Genomic DNA, 22,540 nt, shown 5'->3' with positions numbered 1-22,540 from the left:
GAGGGAGTCGCGCGTTAGTGTTTAAATTCTAACGATGTTGGAGGCATCTTCTGCGGACATATTCGCGATATCGTCTTGAAGTATTATTTTGCCTTCCTGCATGGCCGTAAATTGATCAGCAATATTCCATACAACTTCAATACGCTGCTCGACCATGAGTACCGAAACTTTCAATTCAGTTTTAATGGTATGAATGGCAGCTTCAATTTGTTGAACGACATTAGGTTGAATACCTTCTGTGGGTTCATCGAGCAAAAGCAATTTGGGAGACCCGGCGAGGGCACGACCAATGGCTAATTGTTGTTGCTCGCCGCCCGATAGAAAACCACCATTGCGAGATCTTACATCTTTGAGTTTTGGAAATAGATCAAAGATGTATTCAGGAAGTTTTCCATTGCCTCTGTCGCCACGCGCGGAAAGTCCGGTTTCAAGGTTTTCAAGGACGGTTAGGTGAGGGAAAATATGACGACCTTGCGGGACGATGGCGATACCGGCTCGTGCACGTAAATGCGCCGGCAAACTCGTCACGTCATTTCCATCGAAAATGACAGTACCGCCATGCACTTTGTGTGTACCCATAATGGTTTGCAACAGCGTGCTTTTGCCAACCCCATTGCGGCCAATAAGGCCCATGGCTTGATTTGGTAATAGGTTGAGATCAATGTCCCATAAAACCTGACTTTGGCCATAAGCGGCGGATAGGTTTTGTAGTTGAAGGATTGGATTTTGAGACATCACGCTGATTTCCCCAAATAGACAGCAGCGACGTTTTCATCTTGTCGGACAGCTTCAATATCACCTTGAAATAGGAATTTGCCCTGATGCATGACCGTGACGCTGGCATTTAATTGCTCAACGAAACTCATATCGTGATCAATGACTAGCACTGTCTGGCTATCGCCCAGACTTTTGATCAATTCGGCTGTGCGGCGGGTTTCAGCCGGTCCCATGCCTGCAGTTGGTTCATCTAGTAGAAGAAGCTTAGCACCCGTGGAAATAACCATTCCGATTTCAAGCCATTGTTTTTCACCATGTGATAAAAGACCCGCTGGTTCATCTTTGCGATGGGTTAGTTCAATACGTTCAAGCATATCTTCAACAATTGTACGTGTTTCTGCTGAGACACCTTGGCGAAGACTTTTCCACCATTGATATTGGCGTTGTGCGGCAAGCTCTAGATTTTGTGACACTGTTAGTTCTGGCAAAACGCCTGGGGCTTGAAATTTTCGACAAATGCCTTGGCGCACAATGTCTTGTTCGGCCATTTTGGTGATTTCGACATCTTCAAAATAGATGTGGCCTTCAGCGGGACGAACACGGCCAATTATCGTGTCGCAGAGTGTTGATTTTCCAGCGCCATTAGGGCCAATCACAACACGGGTTTCACCTGAATTGAGGATGAAGCTAAAGCTATTGAGCGCTTTAAATCCATCAAAATCAACAGTGACACCATCGACACTTAAGAGGGGGCGGTTGGTCATGATGCATCCCTCTCTTTCGTTGTTAGTTTTTCATATAAACCTGCCAAACCTTTGGGCAAAAAAGTCACTGACAGAACGAAAAGAGCACCAATAAAATAGAGCCATAATTCAGGAAAGGCGCTGGAAATACGATCTCTTGAAACATTGATTAATATCGTTCCAGCTATGGCACCAATAAGACTAAATCGTCCGCCTAAGGCGACCCATATGATCATCTCAATAGATGGAATTACGCCCACAGCAGCAGGCGAGATATTGCCAGCATGTAGAGTGAATAATGCGCCCGACATGCCAGCAAGCATAGCGGCAACGCTAAAGGCAACTACTTTGATAGGCGTGGGATTATATCCTAGAAATCGCACACGGTTTTCGCCGTCACGGCTGGCACGTAGCATCACACCAAATTGGGATGATAAAAGCCATTTCAGGCCTAAGAAACACAGGCATAAAATGATTAGCGTTGCCCAGTAAATTGCATAATTCATAGATGCGGCAGATAGAGGCTGGCCAAGAAGTGTAGAGAAATTTGTAAGTCCGTTAAAGCCGCCTGTCCAATCCTGACGACTGACTAGAAGCGTTGCAAAAGCAAGTGCCAGTGCCTGACTGATGAGAGCAAAATAAGTTCCGCTGACACGGCGATTGAAGACAAGCCATGAAAAGAGCGCCGCAAATATGCCTGGAACCAAAATGATAGCAAGCAATGTGAAAATAGGATTTTGAAAGGGTTGCCAGAGGAGGGGGAGTGTTTCAATGCCGCTCCATACCATGAAATCTGGAAGTTCACCTGATGCAAGGTCGGCTAGTTTTAGGTGCATTGCAATTGCATAGCCACCCAGACCAAAAAACACACCCTGACCTAAACTGAGGATCCCGCCATGTCCCCATATCAAAACCAAGCCAAGTGCGAGGATTGACAGGGAAAGAAAACGGCCGAGCAGGTTGAGGTCGTAATCTGACAATAGAAAGGGCGCGATAGCTGCCAGTAGTATGATGGCGGGTAATATGTAAGGCGCATATTTCACAAGTGTTTGAATATGTGGGTTTTGGTTCATTATCTCAGAGAAACGCGCAATGCGGGCTCTGGCATTGTCATCAATAGTTTTAAACATCGAGCGCTCTGGATTTCTGGGCGATGACACCCTGTGGTCTAAATTGGATGAAGACGATCACGAAGACGAGCAAGAGGACTTGAGCCATGGATACATCGACATAAATTTGAGCGAGTGCGGAAAAAAGACCTAGCATGAGTGCAGCTATTGTTGTTCCGGCTATTGAACCTAAACCACCCATAACCACGACGAGGAAGGCAGGGACAATATAGCTTTGTCCTACGCTTGGTGTGACAGGGCCAAGAATGGCTAGAACGACGCCGGCCAGTCCGGCTATCCCTGATCCAAGGCAGAAAATAATCAAATCAGCACGTTTAACTTCAATGCCGGTGGCTGCTGCCATCATGCGGTCTTGATTAACGGCGCGAATGAGCAATCCAATGCGCGTATGGCGGAAGATAAGGGTTAGTCCGATAAGGACGAGGATTGCGACTGCGATTATGAAAAGACGGGTTGCTGGAAGAGATACACCAGCAAACATACCTTCGGTAATTTGAATACCGCCATCAAGCCAAGTTGGAGCTTGGACTTCAACGCCGATCGCGCCGAATATGTCACGTGAGGCTTGTTGGAGGATTAAACTGACGCCCCATGTCGCCAGCAAAGTATCTAGTGGACGTTTTGCGAGCCGAGAGATGAGGGTGGTTTGTAACAATCCGCCTGTTGCAGCTGCCCCGATAAAGGCAACTGGGAGGGCAACGAGCAGTCCCATTCCACCGGGAATGATCTGCATCGTTAGAAAGGCGAAATAGCCTCCTAGCATCAACATCTCACCATGCGCCATGTTGATAACACGCATGAGGCCAAAACTAAGTGCCAAGCCCAGCGCTGCTAATAGAAAGATAGAAGCAACGCTAAACCCGTTGAAAATTTGGTTTGATATCAGTGCAAAGGAGTCCATCAGGCCTGTTCCAATTTTATGATGAAACTAAAGTTCACAAACCTTGCCGGGGAATGTCAGTGCATCATATGGTTCGGGAGAAATGACATCTCCTGAATCTGCAATGATTTCAAATTGACCGCTGGCATCGAGCTTACCAATGAGCGCTTTTTGAACGAGGCTCTGGTTGTTCGCGAAAGAAACCATGCCCATTGGTGTGCTGAAGGCTTCTAGGTCTACAACGGCTTCACGCACTGCATCAACTTCGAATGAACCTGCCTTTTCTGCGGCCGCTTTCCAAGCATATACATTGAGATATCCGTGAACCATAGGGTCGGTGATCGCAGCATCAGCTCCAAATTTAGCTTTGTAAGCATCTACAAATGAGCTGTTCTCAGCTGTTTCTAACGATTGGAAATAATTCCAAGTCGCGTAACTGCCTTCTACGAGGGAAGGGCCCATGGCTTGCGCTTCTTGCTCTCCGATGGAGAAAGACATAATGGGTGTTTCGGCTGAAGATATCCCAGCTGCTTTTAGCTGCTTGAAGAATGCAACATTGCTATCGCCATTTAGCGTGTTGAAAATAATATCTGGCTTAGCGGCTTGTACTTTTGCGATAACACCAGAGAAGTCTGTGCCGCCCAATGGAACATATGCTTCACCAGCGAGTGATAGTTCTTTGTTTTCAATATGTTTCTTAACGATCAAATTCGCCGTGCGGGGGAAGACATAATCAGATCCGATGAGGAAATAGTTTTGATATCCAGCTTCGACGGCCCATTCAAAAGCAGGCAGGATTTGCTGGTTTGGTTGGGCACCTGAATACATGATGTTTGGTGAACATTCATTGCCTTCAAACTGAACAGGATACCAAAGAAGATTGTTTGTGCGTTCGAAGACAGGCAACATGGCTTTGCGGCTGGCGGATGTCCATCCACCAAAGACTGTCACAACGTTTGAATTTTCAATAAGTTTGGATGCTTTTTGCGCGAAAGAGGCTGGGTCTGATGCACCATCTTCTACAATTGCAGTGATTTGCGTGCCTAAGACGCCACCGGCGGCATTGATTTCTTCGATTGCGAGCATCTCAGCATTTTTGACGGTGATTTCACTAATCGCCATTGTACCTGAGAGTGATTGCAGGATGCCAACTGAAACTGTGCTTGCATCTGTGGCAGCGGGTGATTCAGATGTGCTCGGTGCTTCACCTGAACACGCAGAGAGCAATAATGCACTTATGGCTGTTGCCGACAAAAACCGACCAAAACTAGACGTGCGCATATTATTTCCTTCTGTTTTACAATGCGAAAGGCATAAAAGCCTTTTATTCCTGCAAAATCTCGATCAGATCTCACGTCTAAACACTAACCAATGCACCTCACGAAAAGTTATGCGTCATTTAACGTAGGTTTCGAAATGGATGAAATAGACTAACTTTCAATGCATTGATGAAAGTCGTTTCAATGAAGCGGCGTTTTAGAGTTTAACTATCGTTTTAAAAAGTAAGTATCGTGATGCAGATAAAGTCGAGAGAAGTATGAAAACGTTCAAAGGCTTGAAAATAGATTCTTCCGTGTATTTTTTTCTGATCGCAGCGCTTATTTTTATCGTGCATGCCATCATTCAAGGTAATGCAAATGAACCGATCAAATTGACGTCGCAAGTGCGGGACCGGTTGGTTGAAAACTTTGAGATGTTGGAAGGGAGCAAGGCCCAAACAGCTGATATCCAGAAAATCGAAAATGATTTTATAACCGAAGAATTATTGTTCAAAGAGGCGTTGGACCAAGGTATTCACCTAACAGACAGCACAACACGAAGTAGTCTGCTGCAAAAAATAAGATACAAAATATCAGGTGTTCCGGCGACGCCCACGCCGGAGGAAATGCTCGAATTTTATACAGAACATCTTGATTATTATACGACAGAAAAATTCTATTCTGTGCGGCAGGTGTTTTTTGAAGACAAGCCAGATGATATTGAAGACAAACTCGTGAAACTGAATGCTGGGGAAAGCGTTGAAGCTGATACATATTGGATCGGAGATTATTTCCCTGAATATGGGTTAAGTGCACTTCGCAGCATATTTGGAAATGACATTTCTGCGTCCTTTGATGGTTTTACAGATGGCGTTTGGGAAGGGCCTTTTCAGACACAGCGCGGATGGCATTTATTGCGCGTTGAAGAACGTTTTGAGCCTAAAATTCTGCCGTTTTCAGAGGTGCAGCAACAAATAGAACGTGATTATCAGCACACAAAAAATGCTGAGACACTCGACACATATATTCAACAGTTAAAAGAGAAATATGATGTCGAAATTGAAGATTAAAATTTTCGGCATTTGCGCGTTTTTGCTTTGCCTTATCGTGCAACCTGCATCGGCGGATATTTTCAAATCTGCTGAGTTTGAAATTGCGCATGATGAAGCAGAATTGACTTATGTTTTTTCGGCGGAAGTTGCGACGAATTTAGCTGCATCAGAAAAAATTATTTATCCAGATTTTTGTAAAGAGATTTCGGTAACAAGCAATATAATTGGGCGTAGAACGCATTTAGTCTACACATTCGCTTGTGATAAGGCTTTAAGTGTGGGGGATCTGCTCACAGCGCCATGGGCGTTGGATGGTGCGCGCCTTGATAGTTTTTTAGGTGGGAAGCACCAAATTATCAGCTTGATCGGAGAGCAGTCGGTAATCGCAATACCGTTGGATGGTGAAGCGCCAGCTAAACGGCCTTTACTTGAGGTGATGAAAGATTTCCTTTGGCAAGGCGCGCTTCACATCGCGGGTGGTTGGGATCATTTGGCGTTTGTGTTGTGTTTATGCCTGATTTCCAATGGACGTCATTTAATCGCGCTTGTAAGCACATTTACGCTAGGACATTCTATCTCTTTGGGGCTGTCATTTTTCAATGTCGTGCAAGTATCTATACCACCTGTTGAGGCAGTCATTGCACTTTCTATTGCATTTGTGGCGCGTGAAGCATTGGTAAAATCATCACAGCAAGAACAATCAATCTTTAAGTTTGGGGTGCTGATTGCAGCTTTTGGTCTTTTGCATGGCTTGGGGTTTGCGAGCGCTTTGGGCGAATTTGGTGTGCCGCCGCACGAGAAATGGCCAGCATTGATATTCTTCAATCTTGGCGTGGAATTAGGTCAACTCATTTTCGTAATCATGGTTGTATCTATTTTCTTTGTTCTTCGCCGTATAGGTGCAGCCGGATCTGCGCGTATAGCTTGTTTATATGGTGTTGGGATTATTGGTAGTTACTGGATGATTGAGCGTGTTGTTGGTTTTGCTGACATTTAATCGGTTCACAAAAACGGAAATGCTTGGAAATGGATTTAAACGCACAGCATTTGAAGGCGGCCCGGCAAGCTGTTAAAAAAGGTCAATTGGTCGAATGTGCGTCCTACATCGATAAGGTACTGGCATCAGAACCTGAAAATAGCGAAGCGTGTTTCTTAAAAGGGATTGTGTTGGTAGAGGCGCGCCAGCACAAAAAAGCACTGGTTTTCCTACGTGATGCCGTACAAAAATCGCCGAAGAATGCTGAATACAACGCGCATCTTTCACGCATTCTTTTAATGTTGCGCGAAGAAGGCGAAGCAGAAAATTACGCACGTATTGCGGCCCAAAATGTTAAAGATGATGCGCTGACACTAGATACAATTGGATGTGTGTTTGCGCGTTTAGGTGATCATGAAGCCGCTCAGAAAGTGTTTGAAAAGGCAGTTGCGTTAAATCCAAACAATGTTGATTTTAGGTTTAATCTCGTTGCCACTTATGGCTTCTTTGGAAAGACGGAAGAAGCAGGCTATCAATATGAGGAAATTCTGAAGCGTAACCCTTGTCATGGTAAATCTCACTTGGGGCTAGCAGCGTTAAAGCGTCAGACACCAAATTCCAACCACATCAAGCAGATTGAAGCGGCAATAGCATCTGTTGTGGATCCAATTGAAAAGCTTCGCATTCATTATGCTGCCGCCAAGGAGTATGAAGACTTAAGTGAATTTGAAAAAGCATTTAATCATCTTAATACAGCAAATACACTGCATACACAGAGATTGAAATTTGATGTTGAAACGGATGAAAAAAATGCAAATGTGATAAAGCAGTGCTTTGCAGATAAAGCCTATTTATCGACTCAGGCCCGACATGAAGACACACCTGTTTTTATCGTTGGTATGCCAAGAACGGGAACGTCGTTGGTTGACCGCATATTATCAGCGCATCCAGATGCAAATTCACTGGGCGAGTTACAATCTATGCCAATTGCTGTGAAGCGGGCAAGCCAGACGACATCGCGTTTGATCTTGGACAGAGACACAATATTGCAAGCGGGAAAAGCAAATGCTCATGATATAGGTGCTTTATACCTGAAGCATTCAAAACAATTTAGTGGCGCAAAAGGAAATGCAGTTTTAGTGGATAAACTGCCGATGAATTTTCTCTATGCGGGCTTTATCGCCAAGGCATTGCCCAAAGCTAGAATCGTGTGCCTGCGTCGCCACCCTATGGATACGGTTTGGAGTAATTACAAAAATCTGTTTGCGACAACATCTAGTTATTATGGATACTCATATGATTTGATGAATACAGCGCGATATTATGTCATTTTTGATCGATTGATGGGGTTTTGGCAGGAAAAATACCCAGATCAGATTTTGCAATTGGATTATCAAGAGCTTACCGGCAATCAAGAATCTGAAACACGTAAATTGCTTGCGTTTTGTGGATTGAGTTGGGCAGAAGAGTGTTTGAATTTTCATCAGCAGACGCAGGCTATGGCAACGCCAAGCGCTTTGCAGGTGAGAGAGCCAATACATCAAAAATCGGTGGGGAAGTGGCGTGCTTATGAAGATCAGCTGCAAGAGGTGATCTCTTATTTATCAGTAAATGGGATTTCTATTTAATCGCTGTGTCGGGTTAAATTGGGCGCGAGCTTGGCTTGTTTTTATTTTCGTTTGAATCAGAAAGGCCGATGTTTTTCAACAACGGCCTTTCGCACATTTCTAATCAGGAAGGGTGCTGATTAGAATCTGTATTTTGTTTCGAGACCAATCCTACGCGGTGTCAGCACATTGCGTGCGTAATAGCGCGATGCCACATCATCATTGATGAATGTTCGGCTGAGGTCGTTTCCAACCGATGTGATTGCGTATTCGTCGAATAGGTTGCTAGCGAATAGAGAGAATGACCAAGCATCCTTATCATAAGTGATCGCAGCATTGTGGGTTGTGTATGCTGGTAGAGTTTCACCAAACGCACGGGCTCCCACACGTGTAAGAACATCACCAGTATAGGCTGCTGTCCAACGCATGGATATGTCAGCGCCGCTTTCCAATGGCACCATGTAAGAAACACCAAGCGCACCAGATTCTTTTGGTGAACCGGGTAGACGGTCACCTGCGAGAACATCGACTTTACCATTTGGACGGTCTTGCAAGAGGCCTGGGACATCAGCAGTTAGAGTTGCATCTGTGTATCCAAAGCTTCCCGTGAATACGAGGTGGTCTATTGGCTCTGCTTTGAAGGACATCTCAAATCCTTCTGAAAGAGCTTCTGCACCGTTCACCGTGATACCGATCGCACCATTCACCGTTTGACCAGCTAGCTGAATGCCTTCCCAGTCAATTTGGAATACTGCCATGTTGAAAATGAGTTTACCATCAAAAGTGGTTGTTCTTATACCAAGTTCTTTGTTGATGGTTTCATCTGGACCATAAGAAAGTTCATCTGGCAGGGCACATAGATTCTGACCAGCTGGAAGCGGTAGCACACATGGTGCAACACGGTTCACACCACCGATACGGTATCCTTTTGAATATGTCCCATAAACCATGACATCATCTGTTATGTTGTAGGAAGAGTTGAATTTCCACACCACACCATCATCAGATGTATCACCTGCGCGACTGCGGAAGTTGATCTCGGGATAGTCTTGGAAGAATGGGAGCGCTTGCCCACCTTCAACTTCAGCTGTGTATTCAAAATAACGTGCACCAGCAGTTATCTGGAACTTATCTGTAATTTGGTATGTTGCTTCACCAAATGCGGCCACTTCTTCTGTTGTACTGTCAACGAAAGATGCATATTCAATTTCATCTGGACGTTCGAAACCTGCCCATTCTGGGTAGCCGGGCAAAATTTCAAAATAGGTCGAGTCCAGCTTTAACTCATTGTAGAAACCACCGATAACCCAGCTGATTGGGCCGCCATGGTCAGATACAAAACGCACTTCTGCGTTTAGCTGTTCACGCTCTTGGTCTGAATCTGTGTAACCAGAAAATGCTGGGAACAATTCATAGTCATAATCTAGGTCCAGCAAAAGGTCTGTGACATCGGCTGAGCTGTCGACTGTTGCTTCTGTGCGGGCAATTGTTGCAACCATTTTTGCAAATGATCCAACTTCTACATTTGCTTCAAGCGCAAAAAGCTGAGACTCGCGTTCGGATGGTTCCAAATAGCGCCATGGTGCATCATAGTCACCTAGCCCAAAGATAGGGTCACCCACAGCTTGGCGACCACCTGTTTCAGTTTTTTGATAGGCGTAAGTTAGGTTTAAATCCAACCATTCTGTAGGGTAAAAACCAAGTTGGTTTCGAGATGTTATCGTTTTTTCGTAGTTTACGTCTTGATCGACGCGTGTATTTTCTTCAATGAATTCAGCTGATCCCAAGCTGTAATCAGCGCCAAATTGTTGTGGAAGAGAAACGCCAGGCTCTTTTAGTAGTCTTGTATAGTCTATGAAACCCGCTTCGTCGTAAATTCCAAGCGTGGTTCTAAATGCTAGCTTGTCTTCAATGATCGGAATGTTGATCGCTCCATCCCCAACAAAACTCAAATCATCAGAGTGTTCGGTATAGGCTGTTCTAAAGTGAGCATAGCCTTCAATTGATTCTGCATTCGGACGTTCGGGGATGTAGCGAATAGCTCCTGCGAGCGTTCCCAGACCATAGAGAGTTCCTTGTGGACCCAGAAGCGTTTCAACACGTTCAATGTCGATGAGTTTGAAGTCGAGGTAGAGTGGTACTTCACCAAGGTAAGTGGCCAATGCGTTGTCAGCATTGCTTCCAAAGCTTCCTGTGTCATCTGCACCTAGTCCGCGAAGAATGATGGACCCCGAACTTCGTGGACCTGTATCTAGGACGGCTAAACCGGGAGTGAATGCTGCAAGATCACGGATGTCATCAATGCGTTCTTTGGCGATGTCTTCGCCTGATAGAGCCGTAATGTTGATGGGAACATCTTGAATGGAAAGAGCGCGGCGCGTTCCTGTGACTATGATAACGTCTTGTGTAAGGTCAGCTTCTGCTTCAGCTGCGACATTTGCTGCTGCTAAAGTTGTTGCTTGCTCAGCATATGCGCTGAGTGAACCAACTGTACCGATTGTCGTGGCTGACATCAGCATCGTACGTAGAATTGAGCACTGTTTCATTTGGAATCCCCTCTGGTTTGCAACAGTAAATCCTTTCCCTATAAAGTATTCGCGCACGCTCTATCGGCGGTTTGCTTAGGCACGTAATTGATAAATTTAGACATTTCCCCGAATTTGAGATCTGAACTATCAATCTGATTTTATGTTAAGTAGGGGCGTATATTTCTCCATGGGGTATTTGACTTACCCACGCGCAGAAATCTGTTTGAACAAAAATAAATCTTTGTAATTACATATACTTATTTATTTTGAGGGTGTGTGGCTGATCGTAGAAGAGGATGCAACAGCACATTCAGAAGAACGAGAATTGACGACATGTCATTCAAAGGTCGTGCTTCTTAAGATGTAAGTCTGCGCTAATAAGCTCAAAGCGGTTTCTTAGAAATTTTCAAGATTACGCGAGCAGTGCGGCATCATTCGACCCTGCGCATTTGCGCAAGGCCGATTAGTTAAAAGCTAAAGATAAAACGATCTGTACCTTATTAGCGTTTTACATCACCGCCGGAGCTGGACAGCATAGCCGAGACTTCAGCTTCAGTTGTGATGTTGAAATCTCCAGGAATTGTGTGTTTGACGGCTGAGGTGGCGACAGCAAAATCTATGATGTCCTGAAGCGGTGCACCTGATGCGAGCTTGTGAAGTGCGCCACCCGCAAATGCATCACCACCACCTATACGGTCGACAATGTTGAATAAATCCCATGATTTTGTCTGGGCGAAGCCATCTCTGGACGCAATAAAACCAGCTAAAGTGTTAGAGTCAGCACTAATAACTGTGCGGTTTGTGCTACAAATATGTGAGACGTGTTTACAGTGTTTGAAGAATTCCTGTGCCGCAGCTTGGAAGCTAACAGTTGGGTTTTCAGCATTGCGTGAAATACCAAATAATAGCTGAACGTCTTTATCGCCACCAAAAATTAAGTCAGCATGTGCTGCAACGTCTTTGATGATTTTTATGCCTTCAGCTTCTCGTCCGGTCCAAAGAGAGGGGCGATAATTGCAATCGAATGAAATTTTAACACCAAGTTTTCGAGCGGCTTGCGCAGCTGCTAGACTTGCTTTTTGTGCGCCTTCGCTCACCGCGAGTGTGATGCCTGAAAGGTGTAACCAGTCTGCGCCTTTAAGAATTTCGTTCCAATTAAAAATATCGCCTTTGGCTTGAGAGAATGCGGAATATTTACGATCATAAGTAATGGCAGAGGGGCGGATCATCGCACCAGTTTCCAGAAAATAGATCGCCATTCGCTCACCTTGGCGGACGATGTTTTTAGTTTCGACTGCGTGCTTGTGAAGGGTATCGCAGCACGCATCACCAATTGCATTGTCTGGCAAAACAGTCACCATTGAAACATCATTTCCCATGCGGGAAAGTGTGACACCGACATTGGCTTCCGCCCCGACGAAATTTGTGTCGAGCTTATCTGATTGAAAAAGGCGCTCGCGCGCGGGTGAGCTGAGCCGGAGGAGCATTTCGCCAAAACATACAATACGTGCCAATTTTTTTATCCCTAGTTTTTCTTCAATGTTGAAAAGCGGCGCGAACAGAAGAAACCATCTCTACTGTACCAGCCTTAATGTCTGCTATTGATTTGTCCGATGTGTAGATTGCGGAACCAACTCCAAATCCATTCGTACCGACTTTCACAAAGTCTGCCAAGTTTCCAGCGTTAATGCCGCCAACAGCCGCAAGAAGGGCGTCTTCAGGAAGGATGGCACGCAAGGCTTTGATACCGGCGGTGCCGATGAGTTCGCATGGAAAGGTTTTTAAGATATCCGCGCCTGCATAATAAGCTTCAAATGCTTCTGAAGGTGTGAAACATCCTGGAACTGAGAACATACCCAAACGTTTTGTTTCTTCAATGACATCTGTATTTGTGTTGGGGGATACAATAATGCGGCCTCCAACGGCGTGTATGTCCCTGACTTGTTGAACAGAGGTCACTGTACCGCCGCCTATCAGCTTTGATGTGCCATATTTCTCAGTCAGTATTTTAATGGCTTCAAGCGGTCGAGGAGAATTCATTGTGACTTCTAAAACGGGAATGTCTGCATCCAGTATCGTTGAGCCAATTTCAAGTGCTTCTTCAGGTGTGATGCCCCTTAAAATAGAAATGATCGGGGTATCTGCAAAAATATCTTTTAAAGTCTGTCTCATGATTTTTGCTTCTTGGGAGGCACTGTGTTGTCATCGGTGATTTCATCTCTTTAACCCCAAGTGCCATCTATGGATAGTGCTTGCTAGTCATCGTTGCGTTTCCCTTACGATATTCACCATTTCCGCGTGATTAAAGATGGATAAAAATTGGGTGTTGATGCGGCTGGTTTAGGTGATATCTGTAGTTGGAGGTGAGGGCATTCTTGCTGTTATTGATGGATGATCAAATGAACAAAGCGTACATTATTATGGGTGTTTCAGGAGCAGGAAAATCCACAATAGGGGCTTTGATAGCAGAGCAATTGGACGTCCCTTTTGTAGAAGGAGATGATTTTCATCCTCGAGAGAATGTCGATAAAATGTCATCTGGACAAGCATTGACCAATGACGACCGTCGCGCTTGGATTGAACAATTGGCGGGTGAAATCAATACAATTGATGGCCACAGCGTGGCCTCTTGTTCTGCTCTAAATGATGTTGTTCGAAATTGGTTAAATCAGCACATTAAAGCTGAGGTTTGTTTTGTCTGTTTGCAAGGAAGCCGTGCATTATTGCTAGAGCGTTTGCGTGCGCGTAAAGGACATTTCTTCAAGGATGACATGCTGGATTCACAATTGCAGGCATTTGATTTACCTGAAGGTGCAATATGCGTGGATATAGATGCATCTCCCGAAGAAATTAGCGCGAATATCATGCGCAAAATTTCAGCAGAGGCAAATATTTAAGCGCGTACACGTTTTCCCTTACTTGCTAATCAGACTTGTCTCAGTTTTTGCTTGTAATCGTAATGTTGTCATCTGTTTCGATAGCTTGCGATTTGGTGATCAGCTCTACACTTTGGATAAAAGATGGGAGGTCGGTCAGTGCGAATGCACCACTGATTTTGTGATCACGCAAATCAGGCTCAGCAATTTCTATATTTTTAGATGTGTAGCGAGAAAAAACAGAAATTGCCGATGACAAGGCAATATTGTCAAATGTCACGCGATCTTCCGTCCACATGGGTTTTTTATTTGCCAATGCGTTGATCTGATAAATGCGAGGTGCGCCCTGATTTTGGGATTGAATGCCCATTCCCGCTTTTGCGGTGAGGGGCGTTTGCGTGCCTTGTTGAAAGCGTACAACGCCATCATAAACCTCAAGAGAAGTTTGATCTAAATTTTTGAAAACACTATAAGATGTGCCGAGTGCCGTGAATGTTGTTTCAGATGCTTCAACAATGAATGGACGGTTTTTGTCGTGACTTACATCAACAAAAAGACGGCCATGATTTAGTGTGATCCGGCGCTCACTATTATTCTGGTTTATAACAACAGAACTATCTGAATCCAGTGTAAGTATGGTGTTATCAGGCAGTGTGAAGTGAGCAATTTGGCCTATATCTGATTGGTAGGTCTGGGTAATTTCTGTTTGTGTGGAAGCGTTAAATACAATTGCACTAGCTACCAGACAAGCTGCCAGTCCCGCAATACTTCCAAGGAGTAAGCCACGACGTGTCGGAGCCGGTTTCGTATTCTCATTTGCTGCGATCGGTTGGATCAGGTCTTGTATATCAGATGCTTTATGAAGTGAGGCTGTTGCTTCTCATGTCTCTTGAACTTTGTTGTAAGCATTCAGGTTTGCAGGACTAGCCATCAGCCATTTTTCGAAAATGTCACTCACACCAATTGATGGGTCGGCTTCTATTTTGAGCAACCAATCTGCGGCCTCGTCGAATGCGAGGCTTTCAAGGTTTTCTGGCTCGTTAATTCTGCTCACGGCGCTCACGTCTCTGCGTTAGATGCACAATTGCATCTCTAAGGTGTCGTCTGACAATTGATATTGAAATATTATTTTCTTGCGAAATCTGCTGGTAGGTTTTTTCTTGTATGCGGTAGGCTGTAAATATATGCTTTGTAACCTCGGGTAATTCGTTGATATCGTCCATAGTCTGACGCAGAAGTGTTTTGCTCATGTGTGAGGCTTCAGGGCCAGGTGCATCGCTTTTAAGTTCGTCATTTAGGTCTTCATAGTCAATTAAAACAGGCGTTATTTTGTGGCGTCGGAATCTGTCCCGTATTATATTGACGATAATGGTGCGCAAAAATGCGATTTCATTTTCAATTTCATCAAAGGCCTCGTATTTATTGAGCCGTGTAAATGCATCCTGAACAATTTCTTCAGCGACATCTGGAAGGCAACCTTTAGACCGTGCGAACGCCACAAGGGTCTGGAAATTGTCACGATACAATTTCTCTAATTTGAAGGCCATACTCATTTTACACGACTCAATCATTACAGTCTGATACGTTATGGCGAGTAGTTTAACGCGGTTTTTATGACAGCTTTTGCAGTGAGACTCATATCTGCTGGGCTATTATAAACATTTGGCGTTATGCGAATGCAGCTACCAGATGCAATGCCATTTCTGTGCACGCAAAAGACGTTGTGCTCTTTCAATAAATGTTCAGCGAGCGCTTTGTTGCCTGTTGTGCTTGTGATGTCCTTTAGACGAAAAGAAGTTATGCCGGCATGAAGGCGGTTATCTTCAGGCGTTAATATCTGGATACGAGAATTATCCTTGCAAGCATCTACCCAGAGCGAACGCAGATATTTTAAACGTGCTTCTTTGTTTTTAGGGCCAATCATATCGTGGAAAGCGAGGGCATCAGGAACAGTGAGTATGGCGGCAAAATTACTGGTGCCTGTGTGGACGCGCCCATAGATTTTATCTTGTTCGCCATCTGAAGCGCAAATATTGGGTGAAACTTCAGCGAGGCGGTCTTCACGAATATACATAAGCCCGACACCAATCGGGGCACCAATCCATTTGTGTAGGTTTAGCCCTACAAAATCTGCACCCAAATCAGAAAGTGTAAAATCCATTTGGCCCCATGAATGGGCTGCATCTACCACAACACGCACACCGCGTGCTTGCGCTATTTGCGTAATCTCCCGCACTGGAATAGCGAGACCTGTGCGGTGGCTTATGTGAGTAAGCAGCAATAGCTTGGTGTTGGGGTGGTTTTCCAATGCTTGGGTATAATGCGTGATAATTGCGTCAAAACTAGCAGGTTCAGGGAGTGTAAGCTCTATTAATTCGCATCTGTTTTGTTTCGCAATATTGCGCATCGCGTCTCGCACTGAATCATAGTCTAGATCAGCGATCATCACACCGTCACCGGCTTGCAGTTTGTTAAAGCCATTGATGATATTAAATAAGGCTTCTGTTGCGCCGCGGGTTATGGCCAGTTCAGAAGTTGACACATCTAGGCGTGTTGCCAGATTTTCAAGAATAGGACGCAATTCACCGTAGAATTCACGTCTTGAAAAGAATGAATTGTCGCGATTTACCCGCTCAGTATGGGCGATATAGGCGTTCAGCACCGGTCGGGACATGACGCCCCAATTACCATTTTCAACATTTATAATGTCTGGTTTCATATCATATTGCGAGGCGATATGGGCCCAGAATGCCTCATCTTTAGCAAGATTGTTTGGCGATGATGTTGATTGATTGGTTTGAGTTGTCTTGGATATAGATTGGCAGGCGGAGGTAAAAGCAAGCGCTCCTAAAGGTGCTGTTTTTAGGAGTGTGCGGCGGTGAATGTTTTCCATCTTGAACGCGTCCTTCTGGTCAATCTTTGGTACATGATTTGTTTGAATTGATTTCGCCCAAACGCAAACTATGGAGACATTTTTCAATGTCCCCATAGTCTCGCCAGACAGGGGTCAGTAGGGGATTTTACCTGTCTGAGGGGAAACGCGTTTAGAAATCGAAGTTGAAACGCGCATAGTATAGACCACCATCGGTGTCATAAGGTGCGTTACGCGAATAGATCAGACCACGATTAGCTTGGAATGTGGCTTCATCTGGATAAGTATCCAACACATTGTCTGCACCGACAGTGAAGGACATTGTGTCGTTAATGTTCCATTTGGCCGAAACATCAAGGAAAGCTTGCCCGCCAAATTCTTGGAAGATATCACCATCAGAATTACCAGAGCTATCTGTCCATGATCCGTAATAACGCAATTTAGACCCAAGAACGAAAGCACCAAGTGTGTAATCTGCTGAGAAGTTGGCAGAATGTTGTGGAAGGCGTTCTTCAAACACTGTCTTTTGTGTTGAGTTGGCTTCAAGGCTTCCGCCTGTGACTTCCGTTTTGTTATAGTTATAAGCAGCCAAAAGCGACAGCTCACCTGTTTTATAACCTAAAACGAGATCGACGCCTTTTGAAGTGGTGTCAAAATCATTCTGATAGAATTGAACGCGGCTAATCGTTTCCGCGCCCGTAACATTGAGTGCAACCAATTGAGCGCGCTCTTCATCTGTGAGAGAATAACCAGCAGACGTTCCAAAACGGTTCTCAATATCGATTTGGTAAAGGTCGATGGAGGCTGTGATGCCACTTGCACTTTGGTATGCAAGACCCGCTGTGAAGTTGATAGATTCTTCAGCATCGAGTGGTTTGATGTCTACGTCAGCACGTTCATTAATGATGGCTGCAACTGCGCCAACAGGGGAGTAACGTCCGTTCGTGAACACTTCCAATGTGGTCGTGTCTAGACCAGAAGAGTTACGTTCTGAGAAAAGTTGACCTGGAGTTGGTGCACGAAACCCTGTCGATGCAGTTGCACGAAGGGCAAGCTCAGAAGTGAATTCATAACGTCCAGAAATTTTACCTGTCAGTGAATTACCAAATTCTGAGAAGTCTTCAAAACGAGCGGCAGTTCCTAAAGTAAACTTGTCCGTAAATGGTAGCTCGACATCAAGATAAGCGGCATAGCTTTCTTGTTCAAATTCACCCGATTGAGACTCACTGAAACCGAAGAAACCATTAGACCCAGATGCGAGTCCTTCTGCAGCAGCTGGACCGACAAGATATGAGGCTTCTTCTCCCGGAGAGATTGTGTATGTTTCCATACGGCGTTCCGCTCCAAAAGCGATGTTTGCATTGTCAGCAAGTCCAAAGTCCACAACATAGACAAAGTCAGCATTCACATTGAGTTCGTCTTGTTTCAATGAACCGATGTAGAAAGATGTTGGACTGTTTGGGCCAAGTGATGCGTTGATCGTGTTTGAGATATTGTATTCAATCTCGTTGGATCCGTACCCAACTGAGAATTCCCAAGATAATGCATCATTCGCGACGGCTCCTTTAAGACCTGTTGTCACAGAAAGATCTGTGTCTTCTTGGCCAAAGTCTGGACTAAAGCCTGCAGGGTAGATGTCGAGCAGGTTGAAGTCAGGGTAGATTGTACTTGTGTTGAAAATGCCGCTCGTCGGGTTGCGCCAGTTAAAGTCAGACAGACCTTCGCCGCCGCCATATGTTGCGAACAAATATCCGCTTAAGGCAGTTGAGAAGTCATAATCAGAGTTTAGAGTGAAGCGGTAACCATTGCGTTCAGGCTGTCCCCAGTTTTGGACAGGGTTTGGAACATCAACATCTGGGTTTGCCTCTTGGAATTCAATGGCGTCAGGACGTTGGCGGGAGCGCGATGTGATTTCATTGTCGAAATACTCACCAGACAGAACGAGCGTACCATTGTCAGCAAGGTCAAAACCAGCACGACCACCAAGGCGGTATGCATTCCCATCGCCCTCATAATATTGAGAGCCTTGTGCAAAACCACCAAACCCAGCGTCGTCTTTCAGGATGATGTTGATCACACCGGCAATCGCGTCTGATCCGTATTGCGCAGAAGCACCATCACGCAAAACTTCGATACGTTTGATTGCTGAAGAGGGGATTGTGGCTAGGTCAGCTGACTGCGCGCCATTGCCACCAAGCAAAGCAGAGCGGTGGCGGCGTTTGCCGTTAACTAGGACAAGTGTCTGATCTGGAGAAAGGCCGCGCAATGTTGCAGGGCGGACGAACACCTGACCATCAGCCATTGGCAGGCGTTGAACCTTAAAAGATGGGACGTTTTGCGCAAGTGTGTCGAGAAGGTCTTCGGATGCGCCGTTTGATATAGCATCACCGCTAATTACATCAATAGGTGCAAGTGAGCCAAATGCTGTGCGTTGTGCTTGGCGTGTACCCGTTACGATGATGGTGTCTTCAACCCGAGGCGAGTCTTTTTTGGCAGAGGATGTTTCCTGTGCCATTGCGGTTGAAGCCATAGAAATGATGGAAGCTGATGCCAGAAAAAGGCCAGCGCGAAAATGAGACGTCTTGAACATTGAAAACCCCGTTCGATCACTTTGCAGAATGCAAGCACATCAAGCGAGAGACCCGTTCCCCAATAGAGAAACTCGCTGTGCAATAAGGGTGACGAGGGCATTTCAGGTTTGTGTCGATCAAAAGTTCGACTTCATAAAAGTTTCACACAAATGCAAAGCTTTTAAAGCCTTAAACTTTCCTATTTTGTTGAAATATAACGATTTATAATTATTTTGAGTATTTGAACTTAATGTATGCAACGCCGCCATCTGTGTCATATGGTGCGTTGCGTGAATATATCAGACCGCGATTTGATTGATAACTGGCTTCATCAGGATAGTTATTAAATAAGTTTTCAACACCGGCCTGAAGATAGAGAGAATTGTTTAAATCATAAGAGAGGCTGAGGTCGAAAATAAACTCTTCTCCAAATGTTTGCAGGGGGTCATCTATGTTGCTGCTTGCATCATATCTCCACGGTCCATAATAGCGTAGTCGCCCCGTGATGGACCATTTATCTTTGCTCAATTCTGCTGATACACTTGCTCGGTGAGTTGGGGTTTGGTTTTCGGTTCGCAAACGTAAAAGTGTGTTTTCTATACTATTGAGGTCGAGAACACGGGTTTCATTATAATTGTATGCGGCGGTTAGGTTTAATTGCGCTGTCTCTAATTCAAAGAATTTTGAAGTGACAATATCAAGCCCGCGTGTGCGTGTGTTCATGTTGTTTTGCAGGAAGTTTACGGTCGATATATCTATATTTTTAAAACCATCAATCTGAGACACTGCTGCGCGTTCTTCTGCGGTCAGAACCAAAGAATTGGTTAGGCTAAGTCTGTCATCAACATTGATTTGATAGAGGTCCGCGGTGACTGAAATTTGGTGATCCACATTATAAGCAAAGCCAAAAGAGAAATTTTCAGATGTCTCAGGACGAAGAGGTATTATCGAAACATCATCGCGTTTAGATACTATTTTTGCGATAGGGCTAGTGGGCGCTATTCGCCCATTTGTCAGGACATCCAACGTTTCAACATCTAGACTTTGATTTGTACGCTCACTGTATAATTGCCCCTGTGTCGGCGCATGATATCCAGTCGAGAATGTTGTTCTAAACAGAAATTCAGGCGTCACTTGATATAAGGATGAGAGTTTACCGGTAAAATTGTTGTCATAGGCCTTTGAATTTTCAAATCGTGTTGCAAATCCAAGTGTCCAGCGAGATGTCAACGGGATTTCGGTATCTATATAAGCTGCCGAACTGACTTCGCTAACATTTATGGCTTGTTGTTGGGTGTAGCCAGGAAAACCGTTGGACCCGGGGGGCAGGTCATCCACAATCCCCGGACCGATGGCGTAGGATGCAAGATCACCTGCTTTTACGCGATAGCCATCTGAACGCGCCTCTAAGCCTGCTGCAATGCTGATGTTTTTATCATTGTTGGGCAGTGGAATTTGATAATTCACATCAAGGTTCGATAGCAATTCAGTTTGCTGTAATGTCCCCGGGGTGAATGATGTGGGGCTGTTTGGGCCAAGTGATGCATTGATGGAATGACGCAGAAAATAATCAATCGTGTTTTGACCATAACCCAAACTAAAATCCCAGTTTATTGTCCCAGTATTGCTGATCGAGTCATTTTTCAAACCTGCAAAAATGGAAATGTCGGTGTCATTGACACCAAAATTTGGTGTGAAACCTTTTGGATATATCGTGTTCAAACTGAAATCAGGAAACGCATCGCTTTCATTAAAAGCACGATTTGTATCTGGATTGCGCCAATTGAGGTCTGAACTGCCTTCTGTGAGATTCAAATTTGCAAAATTATAGAAGATAAGTTTCGGGGTGAGGTAGGACTTTAAATTCGTCGCGAGTCTTACGCCTTTTCTGTGTGGCTTACCCCATCTTTGCACTGGATCGGGGAGCTCTATCTCTGGGTGAGCCGCTTCAAAATTCAATGCGTCTTGGCGTTGCCTTGAGCGGGAGGTTGGCTCGGAACCAAAAGCTTCTAAATCAAAATTGAAAAAGCTTTGATCGAAGAAAGCCTTTCCTGATCGTATGCCTGCTCGGATGGATTTGCCATCGCCTTCATAATATTGAGAGGTTTGCAAAAACAGGCTCTGTTCCACATCCTCATCGAGTATCACATTTATGACGCCTGCAATGGCATCAGATCCATATTGTGCGGATGCGCCATCTCTGAGCACCTCAACACGTTCGATTATGTTGAGAGGGATTTGGGATAGATCAACGGCGTGCCCATTTGTGGATTCTAGAAACGCGGATTTATGACGCCGTTTCCCGTTGACAAGTACAAGCGTGTGTTCAGCATTCAGGCTACGCAATCCCGTTGGGCGATTAAAAATTAAACCATCACTCAGTGGGTATCGATAGGCGGTGAAGCTTGGCAGGCTTCGCGCTAAGCCATCAGAGAGATCGTCAGATATGTTCGCTCGAATATGAGATCCCTGAATAATGTCGATAGGTGCAAGTGAAGAAAAAATCGAACGGTTAGGCGCGCGGGTTCCTGTGACAACAATTTGATTGAGACGAAGCGTTTTCGGCGGGTGAAAAGAACGTGATTTTTGGGCCTTCTGGAATGGTATAATTTCAGGGGCTGGCTGGTTTGATGGGAGGATTGCAATCGAGTTTATATCGACGTGAACAAACTCTAGGTTTTGTGGCTCAAGAATTTTGGTCAACACTTCGCTTAACGTAAAAGAGCCGATAACAATATTGGCTGTTTTCCCAGATAATTCCTCCGAAGAAAACAGTATATTCGTGTCATAGATATGCGAGAGCTTTGTCAGGACTTCGCTTAAATCATCATTTTGGATGTAGACATAATTTTTAACTTCCGATGTCATATCGGCGGCGGGTGAAGACGGCTCAATCTGTGCCATTGCAGGAGAGACTGAAGCACAGCACCATATGCCAAGTGCAAGGCTAGCCGATATGCTTTTTAGAACTTCTAAACGAAGTGAAAGCTCGTACATGATGGGCACGCAATGGTTAAGCGAATGCTATTTCTAAGCACAAAAGAAATGTGAGGTCTTGATGAGTGAGCCATACATGTTGAAACCTACGTCTCAGCTTCTATCTGAGTTTTGTGTCAGTTTCTTTGTGTGGCAGATTTAAAATAAAGACTTCTTGTTAGTAAACCATCCGTATAAAGATGGTTTAGCGTAAATTGCTGACGGCATCGCCATTAATTCGCAAAAGATAGAACGTTTGGCGCATAGAATTTAAACAGTAATTCGCTAGTCTGGTACAATTAGTTCAACACTCAATCGAGACTCTTTTAACAGATTAAGTGAAGTGAAAGCGAT

The 22,540-nt window shown here is 44.8% G+C and carries 18 protein-coding genes and 1 pseudogene; 4 read left to right on the top strand and 15 right to left on the bottom strand.

The genetic code is table 11. The features are described 5' to 3' along the window. Positions 1–21 precede the first annotated feature (21 nt). Genes urtE through urtA form a run of 5 tightly spaced genes read right to left on the bottom strand, consistent with a single transcriptional unit; the run spans position 22 to position 4,751 of the window. Positions 22–735 (bottom strand): urea ABC transporter ATP-binding subunit UrtE, encoded by a 714-nt coding sequence (gene urtE / locus HBAL_RS13715; RefSeq protein WP_015828545.1) that lies wholly within the window; start codon positions 733–735, stop codon positions 22–24. Then, positions 735–1,481 carry an urea ABC transporter ATP-binding protein UrtD gene (gene urtD, locus HBAL_RS13710; RefSeq protein WP_015828544.1) on the bottom strand — a complete coding sequence of 249 codons (747 nt, stop codon included), beginning with the start codon at positions 1,479–1,481 and terminating at the stop codon, positions 735–737. Before urtD ends, urtE begins: the two co-directional genes overlap by 1 nt. Then, positions 1,478–2,590: an urea ABC transporter permease subunit UrtC gene (gene urtC / locus HBAL_RS13705; RefSeq protein WP_015828543.1), complete on the bottom strand. Its 1,113-nt coding sequence runs from the start codon at positions 2,588–2,590 to the stop codon at positions 1,478–1,480. Before urtC ends, urtD begins: the two co-directional genes overlap by 4 nt. Then, positions 2,583–3,491 carry an urea ABC transporter permease subunit UrtB gene (gene urtB, locus HBAL_RS13700; RefSeq protein ID WP_015828542.1) on the bottom strand — a complete coding sequence of 303 codons (909 nt, stop codon included), beginning with the start codon at positions 3,489–3,491 and terminating at the stop codon, positions 2,583–2,585. Before urtB ends, urtC begins: the two co-directional genes overlap by 8 nt. A gap of 27 nt (positions 3,492–3,518) precedes the next feature. Beyond that, entirely contained in the window at positions 3,519–4,751 is a 1,233-nt protein-coding gene (urtA, locus tag HBAL_RS13695; RefSeq protein ID WP_015828541.1) for an urea ABC transporter substrate-binding protein, read from the bottom strand. A gap of 256 nt (positions 4,752–5,007) precedes the next feature. Here urtA and HBAL_RS13690 point away from each other — a divergent pair, with 256 nt between their 5' ends. The 3 genes from HBAL_RS13690 to HBAL_RS13680 are packed head-to-tail and all read left to right on the top strand — an operon-like array spanning position 5,008 to position 8,385. Next, positions 5,008–5,799 carry a peptidylprolyl isomerase gene (locus HBAL_RS13690; RefSeq protein ID WP_015828540.1) on the top strand — a complete coding sequence of 264 codons (792 nt, stop codon included), beginning with the start codon at positions 5,008–5,010 and terminating at the stop codon, positions 5,797–5,799. Then, entirely contained in the window at positions 5,780–6,778 is a 999-nt protein-coding gene (locus tag HBAL_RS13685; RefSeq protein WP_015828539.1) for a HupE/UreJ family protein, read from the top strand. The genes HBAL_RS13690 and HBAL_RS13685 overlap by 20 nt, the downstream gene beginning before the upstream one ends. Before the next feature lie 29 nt (positions 6,779–6,807). Continuing rightward, positions 6,808–8,385 carry a tetratricopeptide repeat-containing sulfotransferase family protein gene (locus HBAL_RS13680; protein WP_015828538.1) on the top strand — a complete coding sequence of 526 codons (1,578 nt, stop codon included), beginning with the start codon at positions 6,808–6,810 and terminating at the stop codon, positions 8,383–8,385. A 119-nt stretch (positions 8,386–8,504) separates the two neighbouring features. On the opposite strand, the gene HBAL_RS13675 is transcribed toward HBAL_RS13680, so the two are convergent. The 3 genes from HBAL_RS13675 to HBAL_RS13665 form a co-directional block, all read right to left on the bottom strand. Further along, entirely contained in the window at positions 8,505–10,910 is a 2,406-nt protein-coding gene (locus HBAL_RS13675; RefSeq protein WP_015828537.1) for a TonB-dependent receptor, read from the bottom strand. Between the two features lie 482 nt (positions 10,911–11,392). After that, positions 11,393–12,406, bottom strand: a complete 1,014-nt coding sequence (locus HBAL_RS13670; RefSeq protein WP_015828536.1) for a sugar kinase — start codon at positions 12,404–12,406, stop codon at positions 11,393–11,395. 22 nt (positions 12,407–12,428) lie between these two features. Next, positions 12,429–13,064, bottom strand: coding sequence for a 2-dehydro-3-deoxy-6-phosphogalactonate aldolase (locus tag HBAL_RS13665; protein WP_015828535.1), 636 nt, complete (start codon positions 13,062–13,064; stop codon positions 12,429–12,431). 227 nt (positions 13,065–13,291) lie between these two features. Here HBAL_RS13665 and HBAL_RS13660 point away from each other — a divergent pair, with 227 nt between their 5' ends. After that, a complete protein-coding gene (locus HBAL_RS13660) occupies positions 13,292–13,789 on the top strand; it encodes a gluconokinase (protein WP_015828534.1) in 498 nt (165 codons plus the stop codon). Between the two features lie 40 nt (positions 13,790–13,829). On the opposite strand, the gene HBAL_RS16945 is transcribed toward HBAL_RS13660, so the two are convergent. The 7 genes and pseudogenes from HBAL_RS16945 to HBAL_RS13630 form a co-directional block, all read right to left on the bottom strand. Then, complete coding sequence (locus HBAL_RS16945) at positions 13,830–14,138, bottom strand: FecR family protein (protein WP_041301646.1); 309 nt, start codon at positions 14,136–14,138, stop codon at positions 13,830–13,832. A 54-nt stretch (positions 14,139–14,192) separates the two neighbouring features. Next, positions 14,193–14,468, bottom strand: a pseudogene (locus HBAL_RS17065) (FecR family protein); the annotation flags it as partial. 180 nt (positions 14,469–14,648) lie between these two features. After that, entirely contained in the window at positions 14,649–14,822 is a 174-nt protein-coding gene (locus HBAL_RS16735) for a FecR/PupR family sigma factor regulator (RefSeq protein ID WP_159098043.1), read from the bottom strand. Next, positions 14,809–15,321 carry an RNA polymerase sigma factor gene (locus HBAL_RS13650; protein ID WP_015828533.1) on the bottom strand — a complete coding sequence of 171 codons (513 nt, stop codon included), beginning with the start codon at positions 15,319–15,321 and terminating at the stop codon, positions 14,809–14,811. Before HBAL_RS13650 ends, HBAL_RS16735 begins: the two co-directional genes overlap by 14 nt. Before the next feature lie 32 nt (positions 15,322–15,353). Further along, complete coding sequence (locus HBAL_RS13645; RefSeq protein ID WP_015828532.1) at positions 15,354–16,661, bottom strand: aminotransferase class V-fold PLP-dependent enzyme; 1,308 nt, start codon at positions 16,659–16,661, stop codon at positions 15,354–15,356. A gap of 151 nt (positions 16,662–16,812) precedes the next feature. Beyond that, positions 16,813–19,230 (bottom strand): TonB-dependent receptor plug domain-containing protein, encoded by a 2,418-nt coding sequence (locus tag HBAL_RS13640; RefSeq protein ID WP_015828531.1) that lies wholly within the window; start codon positions 19,228–19,230, stop codon positions 16,813–16,815. Between the two features lie 208 nt (positions 19,231–19,438). Beyond that, positions 19,439–22,207, bottom strand: a complete 2,769-nt coding sequence (locus tag HBAL_RS13630) for a TonB-dependent receptor (protein WP_015828530.1) — start codon at positions 22,205–22,207, stop codon at positions 19,439–19,441. Positions 22,208–22,540: the final 333 nt, after the last annotated feature.

The organism is Hirschia baltica ATCC 49814, from assembly GCF_000023785.1.
GTDB classification, from domain to species: Bacteria; Pseudomonadota; Alphaproteobacteria; order Caulobacterales; family Hyphomonadaceae; genus Hirschia; species Hirschia baltica.
The sequence above is the reverse complement of the archived record's forward strand: the minus strand, read 5'-3'. Positions and strand labels throughout refer to the sequence as shown.

What these genes read in the sequence shown, in the direction of transcription:
- HBAL_RS13675 (WP_015828537.1), bottom strand. Translation starts at nt 10,910, where the DNA reads ATGAAACAGTGCTCAATTCTACGTACGATGCTGATGTCAGCCACGACA.
- urtB (WP_015828542.1), bottom strand. Translation starts at nt 3,491, where the DNA reads ATGGACTCCTTTGCACTGATATCAAACCAAATTTTCAACGGGTTTAGC.
- urtE (WP_015828545.1), bottom strand. Translation starts at nt 735, where the DNA reads ATGTCTCAAAATCCAATCCTTCAACTACAAAACCTATCCGCCGCTTAT.
- HBAL_RS16945 (WP_041301646.1), bottom strand. Translation starts at nt 14,138, where the DNA reads ATGGGCATTCAATCCCAAAATCAGGGCGCACCTCGCATTTATCAGATC.
- urtD (WP_015828544.1), bottom strand. Translation starts at nt 1,481, where the DNA reads ATGACCAACCGCCCCCTCTTAAGTGTCGATGGTGTCACTGTTGATTTT.
- HBAL_RS13630 (WP_015828530.1), bottom strand. Translation starts at nt 22,207, where the DNA reads ATGTACGAGCTTTCACTTCGTTTAGAAGTTCTAAAAAGCATATCGGCT.
- HBAL_RS13685 (WP_015828539.1), top strand. Translation starts at nt 5,780, where the DNA reads ATGTCGAAATTGAAGATTAAAATTTTCGGCATTTGCGCGTTTTTGCTT.
- urtC (WP_015828543.1), bottom strand. Translation starts at nt 2,590, where the DNA reads ATGTTTAAAACTATTGATGACAATGCCAGAGCCCGCATTGCGCGTTTC.
- HBAL_RS13680 (WP_015828538.1), top strand. Translation starts at nt 6,808, where the DNA reads ATGGATTTAAACGCACAGCATTTGAAGGCGGCCCGGCAAGCTGTTAAA.
- HBAL_RS13665 (WP_015828535.1), bottom strand. Translation starts at nt 13,064, where the DNA reads ATGAGACAGACTTTAAAAGATATTTTTGCAGATACCCCGATCATTTCT.
- HBAL_RS13690 (WP_015828540.1), top strand. Translation starts at nt 5,008, where the DNA reads ATGAAAACGTTCAAAGGCTTGAAAATAGATTCTTCCGTGTATTTTTTT.
- urtA (WP_015828541.1), bottom strand. Translation starts at nt 4,751, where the DNA reads ATGCGCACGTCTAGTTTTGGTCGGTTTTTGTCGGCAACAGCCATAAGT.
- HBAL_RS13645 (WP_015828532.1), bottom strand. Translation starts at nt 16,661, where the DNA reads ATGGAAAACATTCACCGCCGCACACTCCTAAAAACAGCACCTTTAGGA.
- HBAL_RS13640 (WP_015828531.1), bottom strand. Translation starts at nt 19,230, where the DNA reads ATGTTCAAGACGTCTCATTTTCGCGCTGGCCTTTTTCTGGCATCAGCT.
- HBAL_RS13660 (WP_015828534.1), top strand. Translation starts at nt 13,292, where the DNA reads ATGAACAAAGCGTACATTATTATGGGTGTTTCAGGAGCAGGAAAATCC.
- HBAL_RS13650 (WP_015828533.1), bottom strand. Translation starts at nt 15,321, where the DNA reads ATGAGTATGGCCTTCAAATTAGAGAAATTGTATCGTGACAATTTCCAG.